Raw genomic sequence first — 12874 nt, 5'->3', positions numbered from 1 at the left:
TCTGTTATTGCCTGTGTGTCCTGTCCCTTATTCCGCACTGCCGCTTTCGCCGTCAGCGTTGCCCTGTTCCCAGTCCTTGATGGTGGCCGTAATCTCGATGGCGGTCTTGTGGATGGTGATGTTGTAGATGTACTCCTTGCCCGGATCAAATCTCGTGGCTTTCTCCGAATTGTTCAGCTCCCACACGTAAGGCTGCTCGTGCCCCTTGACGTGGAACTCGAACTGCATCCCGTCATAGTCATTGCTCGGCATCACGATGCCTTCGGATGTCCGGCCGTTTTCTGCGGTGAGCAGGTCGATGCCTTCGTAACCTTTCGCAATGGCTACTTTGTCGTCAGTCAGTACGTCGAAGTCGGCGGTCGTCTGCTGTCCCGTGAGGGCTACCGTCATGCCCGCCAACTCACTGTAGTTGCCCGCGAAGCCGTTTCCGGTCTCGATATTCAGGCGCACCTTTGAAAGCTTGTGCTCGAAGCGGAACTGCACGGACGGGTCGGTCTTGCTGATGCCTTTGGTCTTGCTGCTTCCCTCTGCCTGCTGCGTCGTGCTGACCATAAAGTCGATGTTTTTCTGCTCTGCCTGATTGCTCAGGTCTATCTTGTAGGTGCTGCCCGCCATTTCCGGCTTATACGGGTAGTAGGCGGTGAAGTCGCGTGTGCTTCCGTCCACCGGCAGGTAGATGGTCGCGTTTTCGTCGGCAGGGTTGAATGTGCCGAGTGCATTTTCTAACGTACTGTACTGCCTGTTGCCCTGTGCCGTCCCGCTCGTTTCATCGGTGGCTATCTCAGTGGTTCCCGGCATCAGTGCGAAGACACCGATGGCATCATTGGCTTCCCACCGGTCATCGTAGGCACGGGTCTGGATACCGCTGGTCACTTGCAACGCCACGCGGCCATTGTTGTCATTCCCTCCGGGCAGGTTTTCATCGTTGCTGCATCCTGCCAATACGGCGAGTGCAAGCAGCCCGGTAATCGTCACTTTCATTTTTTGCATAGTCTGTTATTTTATTTATTCAGTTTCCTTGTTACTTTAGATTTTCAATCTACAATCACTCTGCCTCGGCATAACCCGAACAAGTTCGGTTCTGCCCTCGGCTTAATCGTTTATTTTATGTCCGCATCTTCACCGCCGCCGTTGCCCGGCTGCCAGTTGTCGATGGTGGCGCTCATTTCCGCTTCTATCGGGGTGTTCAGGTCGCCTGCCAGCCGGAATGCCTCTGTCATGTCGTTGCCGAAGTCTTTCAGATGGTCCGTCAGGTCGCTTCCCGTCGTCTGCGTCCGTCCGTCGGTGAACACGATGTCGAGCAGAAGGGTCTGTTTGCTGCCCATGATACCCAGCAGCCGTGCGTCGGCAGTCAGCCTGTCTCCCGTACGGATAAATTCGACAGCCGTGGAGACAGCCTCGCCGGTGGTCTGCTGCGCCGCAAGGTCGAATGCTCCGGCTATGCCCGACAGCGTTCCCCTGACAGACGCTATCCGTTCGGGGTCGCCTTCGGTGACGGTCAGTTCCAGATGCAGGTCGCGTACCCGCTGCGATACGGACATCTCCACTTTCAGACTGTCATCCGCCGTGACCTCTATTTGCCGTGTCCCCGAATGCAGATATCCGGGCAGGGGGTGTATAAGCCCGTCAGCCGCACGGACTGCTGCCCCCAAAGGAGCCACACGGGCGACAAGCCCTTCCACGGAAAAGCCTTCGGGACGGTTATATACCGTTACGGTATGTGTCCCCGGCTCGAACAGGTCGGGCACGGTAAACGCGCTTCCGGTCGTCTCGAATGTCCGCCCGTCTATATCGACTGTATATCCGTCTCCGCCGGGCAACCCGCCTATATCGAGCACTACAGCCCCTTTGTCGGGATGTGGGGTATTGAAAAGCTCGTCTTTCACGCAGCCTGTCATCGTGACAGCGAAAGTAAGGGTCACTGCCGCCATCGGCAAAACCGTTTTACGGACGACCGTTATTTCCCGTGAACGTATATTTTCCAGCATATTCTTTAATATCTTCTTCATTTTTCCTCCTTCCGTTAGAACAGTTTCCACACTAAGGTGATACCCGCATTCACGGGACCCCACCAGTTCTTGCTCTCCGTACCACGGCGTACACGCACCCCGTCGATAACCTCGTATTTCTCATAGTCGGCATGGACGCAGCCGATGCCGAGGTTGAAGTCGAGCGAGAGGGTCTTGTTCAACCGCAACTGATAACCGCCGGTAATGCCTCCGCCCATCAGGTCGCCTTGTTTGCCGGTTGCGGAGAACTTGTAGTTGAACTGCCCGGCTTTGTACATCGCACCGATATAACCGCGTTTCTCTTTACCTATATAATAGCGCACTTCGGGCGACACCTCCCAAAGGGCATATCTTCTGTCCTTGTCGTTCCACGCCCATGAGGTATATGCCCCGTTCACCAAGATACCCCATGACGGATTGACGCGCCACTCGATACCCAAGTTGGGTGTCAATGTCGCCCAGCGAAGCAGGTTCGCACGCAGGGAGAGAGTATAGTCGTCCTTTTCAGTTTCTTCGGCAGCGAGCCTTTCGGCTTCCGTCTTCTCAAGTTCGGCTTTGCGTGCGGCTTCCTCGGCCGTCCTGCGCTCCTGTTCGGCACGTTCTGCCGCAAGGCGTTCTTCCTCGGCTCTCCGGGCAGCTTCACGCTCGGCGGCAAGACGGGCTTTCTCCGCCTGTTCCGCTTTCGCACGCTCCGCAGCTATACTGTCGGCTTCCGTTTGCGTACTGTCCGGGACATCTTTCTCTGCCGGTATTGCGAAGCGTACCGTGACGAAATTTCCGTCCGAGGCATGGTTGCATGTGGTGAAGCATTTCTCCACAAGCCCGCTGCGGGTTATCAGTTCCGATTTCACACGGTTGGAACGGGTCTTCGCCATGGCGAGGTTTTCCGCTTCGGTGGATGCGGAAATACTGTAGCCGTCCACATGCAGGGGAATTTTCCCCGCAAGGATGTCAGCCTTGTGACGCTTCACGCATTCCTGAAGGCGTTGCAGTTCTTTCCCGTTCTCCCCGAACGGGACGTAGAACATGTCATTGTCTGCCTTAAAACGGAACAGGTAGGATGTGTCCGCCGGTTCCTGCGCCGCAAGAGGCAGAAGCGACAGCACGAACAGCAATGTCAATATGGGCTTTTTCAGATTCATACACTTGTGTTTATTGATTCTACATGAAAGACTTTCCGGCGACATACGGGCATGGCATATCCATGTACCGCATACCGCCGGAAAGTGTACAATCCTCTGTCCGCTGCCGCAACGGTAGCGGGGGAGGTATGGGATTTATAGCATGTGTTCCGCAGGAAAAGGCAGGATAATCCGGAAAGAAAAATCCCGCTAACTGATTGATAATTAAACGATATTTTGTATCTTGACGCGCGTGACCTGAGAGAGAGAGAGAGAGAGAGAGAGAGAGAGAGAGAGAGAGAGTACAAAAATTATCCGAACACGCAAGTATTCAGCAAAATTTCTGAAAATATTTCCGGACTTTCTGTCCTCTACCGTGTTAAAACATGTCTCAGGGAAGCCATACGCAGAAACGGTATCCTCTTCGTGGAGAAGAGGACTGCCCGTCCCGGTCTTCAGAAAGTTCAAGAACAGAACAGGTCTCCATATTCTGCCGTGATTATACATGATCGTTTTACATCTGTGCAAATCTATGAAAACTTTTCCGTTACGGCAATAGGGCGGGCGATATTTTTATTCGCCCGGACCGTTTTCAGTTAAATAAGCATATCTTTCGTCCATGAGATGTCCGCCTTCACCTGTTCATACGGCAATCGGATTGGCTTTCATCGTTTCAAGATTCAGAAACAGCCCGTGATGCTCTATCATGCCGTTACGGAACATTTTCCAGAGTATGTTGCATCCGAGCTGTGCCAGCGTGGAGTTGATGAACAGGTCCTGCTTCTCCAACGCTTCCGCCAGCGAGCAGCTCGGTCCGGAATCCTCCTCCTTTACCCTCGCATATTTCACAAGGCGGGTGATGACTTTCAGTGATCCGACCGTTTCATACAGTTTGGAAGCCGGCTGCTTTATTTTCTTGGGTATGGTTCCCAGCACAACCTGCCCCGTACTTTGCGTGTTCCCGAAATCCATCCAGTAAAGTGGGGTTTCGTAATCTCGGTAATTCGAGGAGGGCACGGCTTTCAGCACGTTCCACAAGTCAAGCCGCGACTTGATGTTGTCAGTGCAGGTGATGGTGATGTTCGCCATGTCGTCCCGCCGGGTATCTTTCAGCGCGGTCGGAAAAACATCCGCTACCGCTTTCCAGTCATTTCCGAAGAAATTGTTTATACGGGTAACCAGACATTGCGCCTTGTTCAGCCCCAAGTCGGAGCAACCGAAAAGCTGGCGGCCGATGTTGGCATCCGTAACGATGTCCGGGTCATAAAGTGTCACGAACAGTCCCGGATGTCCGAGTGTCCGCAGTGTCACGTCTATCCGTGCCAGGCAGGTGAGCACCTGGGAACCTGTCCCTCCCGCACCTATCAGGTTCACCGTGACCGGATGTTGCGGGTTCAGCAGGTAGTTGTCTATGTAATGTGCTCTTTTCATTTCAATATGTCTTTCAGTTTCAAGTTATTCAAAGGTTTCAGTTCCTCAAGATTGAAAGGCTTGTCCTTTGCCGCTTTCGTTACCAGCACCAGGTTTGATCTGGTCGGGTTGCCCCCTCCTCCCAGGTGCGAGAACTCCGTCAGCCAGAACTTCTTCTCCCAATACTCCAGCTGGTTCCTGTAAGTCAGTTCTTTCGGTCTGTCTATTTTTGCAGATCCCAAACAGACGCTCGCTCCTGTCACGTTGAAGAACGGCGCGGCATAGAGTTCCGTCTTTTCCGTCGGCTTCCTGTCTTTGTATGCGTAGATACTCAATGAGCTTCCATCGGCTACATAAATGACCCCCGGCAGGTTATACTTCGCGCTCTCTATCTTGAGGGATTCGTGGAAGAACATCATCCGCTTTTGTGGGGGATTGTACCAGATATATTTCTCGCTGCCCTTGCGTGGGTCACACCACAGCATATTGGGTGGAATCCTGCCGTATGGCGTGGTGCTGTGGCTTTCGGAATAACCTCGTACCAGCTCGTTCATGAAATCCACCGTGACGGGCCGGCCTTCTCCCATCATGCCGTCATCGTCTATGTCCCTTACCTCGACAAAATAGCTGTTGTCAGTGGCATAAGAGTTGTCTTTCTCGTCTGAATAGGCAATCAACGCCGCCCTCGGATGAAGCAGCGTCCTCAGTTTTTTTGTAAGTTCATTCGTTTCCAACATAACTCAACAGATTAAAGATATGAATTCGTCCGCCCACCGGAAGAACCGCTCCGGGTAGTCATCCATCCGGAACAGTTCTTCCGTATCAGGCGACAGGTCGCAGGTAGTCACCGGAATGATGTCGTATGTCTCCATACTGTAGGAATTGTAATAGTCGACGAGATACTCGGATACAATATCGTTGATGTCATACACCATCCTTATCTGCTGGTGCAGGTACATCGGATGGAAATCCGGATTTTCCGAATAGTAGGCGTCATACCCGTATTGCATGATGCCCCGTTCGGGTGTCAGGAACGGGAGACCCCGTTTCATCGCATCGACCAAAGGTTGTTCAAACCCGTTTTGTGGAGTATATGCTTCAAGTGCTTTCGGCAGGTTCTTGTAGTAGGATTTCGATTCCACCCGTTTGAGCAGCCTGCCGATTTTCCCTTCCTGATAGGAGTCCACCAGTTTCATGCGTTCTTTCCAAGCCTCCGGTTCGCTGTCGTCCTCTTCCGACAATATTTCAAACATGAAATCCGCTTCATAGTCATCCCAAAAGGTGCCTATGCCGTTGGCCTCCATCAGATTGTGGAGAAACGTGACGGCAATCCTCCTTAAGACAGGATTGAGCGATTCCAGGAACTTCACCGGGAAGTAGTACAGCGTGAGACTTCCCCACTTATGGTATTTCCACAGCCGGAAGAAAAGCCTGCCGCCCTCCTGCTCGATATTTACATGCAGTTCGTCCCCTACAAGCGTGTTCATCTCGTCGTATAGATTGGCGATGCCTTCCCCGGCACTTTTTCCCGGCGTGTGCACGCCTTCCTTCTGCAACAACAGGGCATACCTGAAATACGAATCACGCAGGAACTCGTAATTTTCCTGCGTGATTACGTTTATACAACCGTCATGACTATCCACGACAAGACTTTTCTGCGCCAACGGTATCAAGGCCGTGCTTAGAAAAGAATTACGGCCCCGCTTGGAGCCGCAATCCGTTCTTCCCTGTCCACACCGTAGCGTACATGCCTCCGTGTCTGGCCGATGATGAGCCTTGCCAGCTGCCTTGACTGTTGTTCGTCCAATGGTACACATGGTTGCTTTTTATTGTTGTTCTTTTTACTGTTTTTTTTCTTCATGCTTCCTATCCTTTTATCCCGATGGTGGTCTTGAACTCATATTCCGTCATGTCATCCCTGATGACCGGCCCGTGTACGGTCGCCGTCGTCAGTTCCGGATAGAGGTTCGAGTAATAGCTCATGACCATATCCGGCGAGATGTTCGGATCGGGGTCCGAAAGGATTATATACTCTGTTCCTTTTTTGAACTTGAATGAGCGTGTCATTCCTTTGATTTTCAGTGTCATGGTTACATTGCTTGATTAGTGGTTTGATACTGTGGATTCAACATGCCGACCGGAAAATCCGGATACTCCGCATACTCGTCGGGCCTGTAAGCGGGCTCGTTCTGCGGCGGATACTGCCTGCCGTCCGCTTCCATCGGCGGATATCCCGCATAGTGGGGCGGCATTCCGTTTCCGTATTCGGCTCTCGGCGGTTGTCCCTGTGGCGGGTATGTCCCGGGCTGTCCGTGATACGGCTGTTGCGGCTGGCGATAGTACACCGGCTGTCCTGCGGGCTGCTGTACGGGACGGTACTGTTCCTGTTGCGGGATATAGGAGGGTTGTGCATGTGCTCCTTCCTGATGCGGACGCGTGGTCGCCGGTGCCGGTGGGGGCGTGGCGCTTTTTTCTGCCGCCGGAACAGCCACAGGCCGCGGTGCATCCTCCATCATGCCGAAGAGGCTTCCCTTGTCCATTTCCGCCGTCTCGGCTTTGATCTTTTCCTCGATTTCCTTCAGCTGCTGCTGGGTGGCATACGCCTTGGCCTGTCCGAGTGTGGCGACGGCTTCCTTGTGGTTCTTTGCGGTGATGTACTCTCCGGCTTTCTTCATCAGTTTCTCGTATTTTTCCCGCTTTTCCTTCTCCTCTTTCGTTTCCTTGGATTTGGCATCCTTCACGGCTTTGCTGTTCGCGGCGGCCTTGTCCGCCTGTTTCTCGAACTCGGCCATATTGGTCAGCAGGCCGGAAACTTTTTGGATCGGTTTTGCCACCGCTTCCATGAAGCCCGCGTCAAGCTCTCCCGGCAATCCGGTCAGCGTAAGCGGTACGATATGGTTCTGCGCCTCGTCCTTGAGGCCGTTCGACTTCGGCAATACGGATACCGTCATGCCGTTTCCTGATTTACGGATGACCATCGTGATGTCTATACTCTGGTTCATCAACCCGTTGATTTGTGTAAAAAACATAACTTGAGATATTAAATGATTAGACAATGGTTTCATGCGTCCTTGAAGAATTCGGCCAGCAGGCGGTCCCTGTCCGGGTGCTTGCATATCTCCAGGACCGGATTCAGCAGCGTGGAGATGTGCACGGGTCCCGTTGTCCCTCTCGGAGGAAGTCTGAGAACCGGTTTCGGTACATGGATTTTTTCTCTACGGCTCACGGGCATCCGCATCGGAGCCGGTGACTGTCTTGTGATAATCGCTTGATTCATAATGTTATTTATTAAATTGTGAATAATTCGGCTTTGGTAGCCGTTGAACTACAAGGGCCTTACGGCGAATGCTTCCGGTAAGGCAAGGTTTTCGGGAAAAATACCGCAGCGGAGCGAGGATGATTTTTCCACGGAACCCCGCAGGGGCGCGACCTTGCCGTCCGAAAAGAAGCATTTGCCACCTTTGCCCTGTAGTTCTGCGGTGCCAATGCCTGCATGTCCCTTGTCATTCCCTGTCCGTCGTTTTCCGCATAAAAAAAGCCGTCCAAGAAAATCGGACGGCCCTTCTTTGCCTGTAACCGGAGACCGGTATGATACGGCATTTCCATTACTGGACTGTCAGAAGACCAGAAAACTCAGGATGCACAGGATTATCGCGAGTGCCACCAGAAAACAGGCTACACGATAGAGAAACCTGAAGAATCCCCTGAAACACACGATGGCCACGGCCGTCCATACAGGGGATACGCCATGTGTATATAGCCAGCTGAACACGATGGCTGCCGCGACTGCCACCATCGCAGTCCTTGTCCATCCGCTACCCTTTATCCTTTCAATCCATTTTCCTGTTTTCATAATCTTCATTGTTTTAATGGGACATGCAGTTCCCGATTCTGCGGGCTTCCATGCAGACCGCTTCCACAGGCAAGGTTTTCGGGAAAAATACCGCAGCGTGGCGAGGATGATTTTTCCACGGAACCCCGTAGGGGCGCGACCTTGCCTGTGGAGACAGGCGGTCTGCGACCTTTGCCCGCAAATCGGAACGGCTGCGTCACTTTTTCTTTCCGCGCCCGTTCTTCGGGAACGAGAGGGTCAGGTTGAAATCGGCGTCGAAAGCGACCGACGCGTCGAAAGCCACCCCCTTCTTGCCCTTGAAACCCTTGATGAGCCTGGTGGAGCCCGAGGAGAGGAGCTGTTCCAGGTGCTGGTCTGTCAGCTCCTTGTTCAGGAACCTCCGGAAAACGAGCAGCCCGCAACCTTCACGGTCGCACCTGGCGGTCTTGGCGCGGACGATGACATTGCCAGTCCCGCATTTGGGGCAGGTGAACGTCCGTGCGGGCATTGTCGGGACAGTGCGCCCCAGTATTTCCCGGGTAACCTTGCACGTGTAGTCATTGATGGAGGCCATGAACGTACCGGCATCGAGCGTGCGCCGTTCTATCTGTGCCAGGGCTTTCTCCCAGCTTCCTGTCATGGAGACATCCGCCACCAGCATGTCTTTCACGGCCTCGTAGATGCCGAGTCCTTTTTCCGTGGGGACAATGCTCTTTCCCCTGCGCCCGATGTAATCCCTCTTGAACAGGGTGGTGATGATGGCGGCTCTCGTGGCGGGGGTACCGATACCCAGGTCCCTGACGGCTTCCCGCGCCTGTTCGTCGGGGATTTCCCTGCCGCAGGTTTCCATGGCGGCGAGCAGCGTGGCTTCGGTATAGAGAGGCTTGGGCATGGTCTTTTTCTGCGCCAGCCCGTATCCCGTGACCGGAACCGTGTCTCCCTCGGCAAAGACAGCTTCCCCTTCGTCCGACCCGGATTCGTCCTCCTCCCTGTCCTCTTTCCTGGCGAACACGTCTCGCCATCCCGGGCTGGTGACGGAAGAACTCCTTGAACGGAAAGCCATGTCTTCCAGGCGGCATTCCATCAGCAGCAGTTCCTTTTCACAGCATGGCGAGAACGCCTCAAGCATCCTCCCTGCAATCATCCCGTAAACGGCGGATTCCGCTTCGGAAAGGCTTGCCGGCTCAATGCCGGTCGTAATCAGGGCATGGTGGTCGGACACCCTGGTGCCGTCCACACTCCGGGTGTTCAGGTTGGAGAAATCAAAGGATTGCCCGTATCCCCTGAACTCCGGCAGCCTGACAGCTTTTTCCAGCAGGGAAGGGATGTGCCGCATGACATCCTCCGGGATATGGCGGCTGCCCGTCCTCGGGTAGGAAATCAGTTTTTTCTCGTACAGGGCCTGGGCGATATCCAGCGTCCTGGCGGCCGTCAGGTCGAGATACACGTTGCAGTCTTTCTGGAGTGCGGTCAGGTCGTACAGCAGCGGCGGTTGCTGCGAGGTCTTCCTGCGTTCCACCTTCGTGACTGTCGCCACGGAATCCGGCGAGATACGCTTGTATGCCGTTTCCGCTGCTTGCCGGTCATCGAAATTCCCGGTATGGAAAAAACGGCGGTGGGAGGTTTCACCTTTCAGGCTGGCGTGCAGCTGCCAGTAAGGGGAGGAGACGAATCCCCTGTTTTCCTTGAACCGGGCGCAGACCATGGCCAGTGCCGGAGTCTGCACACGTCCGATGGAATTGTTGGATGACCCTGACACGGCTGCCAGCGCACGGCTGGCGTTCATGCCCACCAGCCAGTCCGCCTTGGCCCGGCTGTCCGCCGCCGCATACAGGCTGTCGTATTCCGAGCCGTCCCTGAGGTTTGCCATCCCTTCGGTGATGGCCTCGTCGGTGAGCGAGGAGATCCACAGGCGCTTGAATGGCCTGGTATATCCCAGGTAGGCGTATATCCAGCGGAAAATCAGTTCCCCTTCACGCCCTGCATCGGTTGCCACGATGATGCTGTCGCACCTGCCGAATACCCCGTCGATGACTTTCAGCTGTTTCGCGGCGGCTATGTCCGGGACCATGCCCCGGTCCGTCCTGACCATGCGGGGGACAAGGCGGAAAGGGCCGGGCAGCATCGGAAGATCCTGCGGTGAGGTTTTCGTATAACCGTATGTTTCCGGCATGGTCAGCGACACGAGGTGGCCCAATGCCCATGTGACCATATAGCCGTTACCGGAACAGTAGCCGTCATTTCTTGTATCAGCCCCGACTACGCGGGCTATGTCCATGCCTACACTCGGCTTCTCTGCGATGATTGCTATCATAATAATCGGATAAGATTTATGCCGTTTCCCGTCTTCCGTGCCGGAAAGCGGGAAACGGCGGTTTGACATCTTTTTACTTGTCACGGGAGGTTACTTCCCCGAAGGGCTCACGCCGAGGATTTCAAGCAGGGGCGTCCCGCCCTTGTCTACCAGCTGGAGGGTGGCGTCCATCACCACGTCCACGCCGAGCAGCACGAGGCTCAGCGACATCACGCCTGTTTTCTCCCCACGGAGGAGCGTGTCCAGTTCCCCCGCCATTTCCAGTTCGTCTTTCAGGATGCCGATAGCCTCCAGTTCGTCCCAGTTCACGTCTTCAGCCTTGAAAGGCATGTTGTTTCCATTATCTTTTTTCATCGTTCTTTCTTTTAGATTCGACATTCATTCGTTCATACCCGTTTGTCAGGCTATGCTTGCCCCCTTTGATTTGCGGTTGCCCTGTTCCTGCTTCTGGCTGTTCGCCACCACGTTGCGTTGCGACGCGTCCCGTTTGCGGTCGGGGTTCTCGTTATAGAAGTCCAGGCGTCCATGGTTGAAATTCGCTTTGACATACTGCGAGATGGTTTTCCCGTCATATCCCTTGATCCCTTCCACCAGCACCGCCTTGCCGTCCTGGAGGTCGGCACGCTGCTTTCTGGTCAGTTCCACGTCCCATACCTTGTCCGGAATCTTGAACTCGGCACGCTGGTCGAAGCCGTCCGGCGTGCGGGAGTAGCTCAGGCGTCCCGTTTCCAGGTCGGCCTTTATGAACGAGGAGAACTCCTCTCCCTTGCGGTTGACCATGTCATTGAGGAAGATGACCCTTCCTTCCCTCAGTTCCTTCTGTTCTTCGGCGGTAATCTTCACCCCGCCTATTTCATTCGGGATATAGATTTCGCGTGCTCCTTCCGGTGAATCGGGGTTGTAACGGGTGTAGGACGGCCTGCCGGTTGCCTCGTCCAGCTTGACATACGATGAGAACACCTCTCCGTCCTTGCGCTTCATCCCCTCCACGAATATCGCCTTTCCCGCGTTCAGGTCCTCGACCTGCTTCTGCGTCAGTTCCACGCCGCCCAGCGACTGCCGGTTGAAGAGCTTGTCGTTCTCGAAGATGAACTCCACGCCCCTGCGCTCGGCATTGACCTGGATGAATGCGCTGAATTCGTTGCCGGACTTGGCGGTCATCCCCTCGACATAGACCTTCTTTCCCTCACGCAGGTCGTTCTGTTCCTGTTCGGTCAGTTCCACTCCTTTGATTTCTTTCGGGATGAAGGCGTTCTCCGCTTTCATGGCGACCACCTCGTTGGTGAGCTTGTCGATACTGATGAAGGACGGGATGTATTCCCCGTTGCGTCCTTTCAGCTCGACCACACGCCCCATGTTTCCCGTTTCGAGCAGGTTCTTCTTGTCCTCGTCGGAGAAGATGTGCCCGAAGTATGGACGGTCGAGTTCGGGTTTCTGGCGGATGCCGTGTATGGCCAGCACCACATCCCCGCCCGTTGATTGCTGGAACGAGAGACGCGCGTCGGTACGCAGCACGGCCGAGCCGAAATTCATGCTGATGGGGACGGTCTGGTTGGTCTTGTAACCTTTGAGCATCTGTTCGAGCAGTCCCCGTTCCTGGAGGTATTCACGCGACAGGCCGAAGTTTTTCAACTGTTCCCAGTTGATCATGGACTCGTTGTAACGGTACGTGCTCTGCTGCTGGCTGTCGGCTGCGGCAACCTGCGGCTGTGTTTCATTTTTCTTTGCCATTTCTTCTTGATTTTGTTGGTTGATACTTTGGTTTTCCTTGTTTCGTGGAACAATCTCGTACTGCTTGAGAAATTCCTCCACGGCTTTTGTCTTCTTTCCGGCGGCAATGTCCTCGATTGCCTGCTGCACTTTCGGGTCGTCCAGGCCCTCCTCCTTGACGGAAAGGATGCCGAAACGTGTCGGGTCCTTGAGCTGGCTCCAGAAATTCTTGATGAAGTTCTCGAAGATGTCCGCATAGCGGTCTATCTTCAGGAAGGAGTTGCGGTGTTCCTTGTCGGCCGCCACCGTCTTGTACTTGCCGTCCTTCCCGATTTCGGACACCGCCTGTAAAAGCAGCTCCATCTTGTCGAGGACAAACACGATGTCGCTCATCTGCTCGTTCTCGGCGGTTTGCGGTCGGGGTTCTTCCCTTGCATTTTTCTTTGCCATAATTGAAAATTTTAGCGTTAATACTGAT

The 12874-nt window shown here is 54.3% G+C and carries 15 protein-coding genes; 1 reads left to right on the top strand and 14 read right to left on the bottom strand.

The annotated features are described in order from the left end of the window. Window positions 1-27: 27 nt before the first annotated feature. The 3 genes from C233_RS0107955 to C233_RS0107945 all read right to left on the bottom strand — a co-directional run bounded on the left by C233_RS0107955 (window position 28) and on the right by C233_RS0107945 (window position 3151). Window positions 28-990: a fimbrillin family protein gene (locus C233_RS0107955; protein ID WP_018667067.1), complete on the bottom strand. Its 963-nt coding sequence runs from the start codon at window positions 988-990 to the stop codon at window positions 28-30. Window positions 991-1100: 110 nt separating this feature from the next. Continuing rightward, window positions 1101-2009, bottom strand: a complete 909-nt coding sequence (locus C233_RS0107950; RefSeq protein ID WP_018667066.1) for a FimB/Mfa2 family fimbrial subunit — start codon at window positions 2007-2009, stop codon at window positions 1101-1103. 14 nt (window positions 2010-2023) lie between these two features. Next, entirely contained in the window at window positions 2024-3151 is a 1128-nt protein-coding gene (locus C233_RS0107945; protein ID WP_018667065.1) for a DUF3575 domain-containing protein, read from the bottom strand. Window positions 3152-3174: 23 nt separating this feature from the next. On the opposite strand from C233_RS0107945, the gene C233_RS24055 reads away from it, so the two are divergent. Beyond that, window positions 3175-3321, top strand: a complete 147-nt coding sequence (locus C233_RS24055) for a hypothetical protein (RefSeq protein ID WP_018667064.1) — start codon at window positions 3175-3177, stop codon at window positions 3319-3321. Between the two features lie 451 nt (window positions 3322-3772). Here the strand turns inward: C233_RS24055 and C233_RS0107930 are convergent, their stop codons facing one another. The 11 genes from C233_RS0107930 to C233_RS0107880 all read right to left on the bottom strand — a co-directional run bounded on the left by C233_RS0107930 (window position 3773) and on the right by C233_RS0107880 (window position 12846). Further along, entirely contained in the window at window positions 3773-4561 is a 789-nt protein-coding gene (locus C233_RS0107930) for a PRTRC system ThiF family protein (RefSeq protein ID WP_018667062.1), read from the bottom strand. Continuing rightward, window positions 4558-5277: a prokaryotic E2 ligase family D protein gene (locus tag C233_RS0107925; RefSeq protein ID WP_018667061.1), complete on the bottom strand. Its 720-nt coding sequence runs from the start codon at window positions 5275-5277 to the stop codon at window positions 4558-4560. The genes C233_RS0107930 and C233_RS0107925 overlap by 4 nt, the downstream gene beginning before the upstream one ends. A gap of 3 nt (window positions 5278-5280) precedes the next feature. Further along, a complete protein-coding gene (locus C233_RS0107920) occupies window positions 5281-6183 on the bottom strand; it encodes a hypothetical protein (RefSeq protein WP_018667060.1) in 903 nt (300 codons plus the stop codon). A gap of 38 nt (window positions 6184-6221) precedes the next feature. After that, complete coding sequence (locus C233_RS24770) at window positions 6222-6401, bottom strand: hypothetical protein (RefSeq protein WP_018667059.1); 180 nt, start codon at window positions 6399-6401, stop codon at window positions 6222-6224. A gap of 5 nt (window positions 6402-6406) precedes the next feature. Beyond that, window positions 6407-6628, bottom strand: coding sequence for a PRTRC system protein C (locus C233_RS0107915; RefSeq protein WP_018667058.1), 222 nt, complete (start codon window positions 6626-6628; stop codon window positions 6407-6409). A 2-nt stretch (window positions 6629-6630) separates the two neighbouring features. Further along, window positions 6631-7569, bottom strand: coding sequence for a PRTRC system protein E (locus tag C233_RS0107910; RefSeq protein ID WP_018667057.1), 939 nt, complete (start codon window positions 7567-7569; stop codon window positions 6631-6633). Between the two features lie 32 nt (window positions 7570-7601). After that, window positions 7602-7817 (bottom strand): hypothetical protein, encoded by a 216-nt coding sequence (locus C233_RS0107905; RefSeq protein WP_025068871.1) that lies wholly within the window; start codon window positions 7815-7817, stop codon window positions 7602-7604. A 339-nt stretch (window positions 7818-8156) separates the two neighbouring features. Next, complete coding sequence (locus C233_RS0107895; RefSeq protein WP_025068870.1) at window positions 8157-8393, bottom strand: hypothetical protein; 237 nt, start codon at window positions 8391-8393, stop codon at window positions 8157-8159. Window positions 8394-8589: 196 nt separating this feature from the next. Then, window positions 8590-10686, bottom strand: coding sequence for a type IA DNA topoisomerase (locus C233_RS0107890; protein ID WP_025068869.1), 2097 nt, complete (start codon window positions 10684-10686; stop codon window positions 8590-8592). A gap of 90 nt (window positions 10687-10776) precedes the next feature. Continuing rightward, complete coding sequence (locus C233_RS0107885) at window positions 10777-11040, bottom strand: DUF4099 domain-containing protein (protein WP_018667052.1); 264 nt, start codon at window positions 11038-11040, stop codon at window positions 10777-10779. Between the two features lie 45 nt (window positions 11041-11085). Next, window positions 11086-12846, bottom strand: coding sequence for a DUF3945 domain-containing protein (locus C233_RS0107880; protein WP_018667051.1), 1761 nt, complete (start codon window positions 12844-12846; stop codon window positions 11086-11088). Between the last annotated feature and the right edge of the window lie 28 nt (window positions 12847-12874).

The sequence above is a fragment of the Bacteroides gallinarum DSM 18171 = JCM 13658 genome (assembly GCF_000374365.1).
In the GTDB taxonomy this organism is placed as follows: Bacteria; Bacteroidota; Bacteroidia; order Bacteroidales; family Bacteroidaceae; genus Bacteroides; species Bacteroides gallinarum.
The sequence above is the reverse complement of the archived record's forward strand: the minus strand, read 5'-3'. Positions and strand labels throughout refer to the sequence as shown.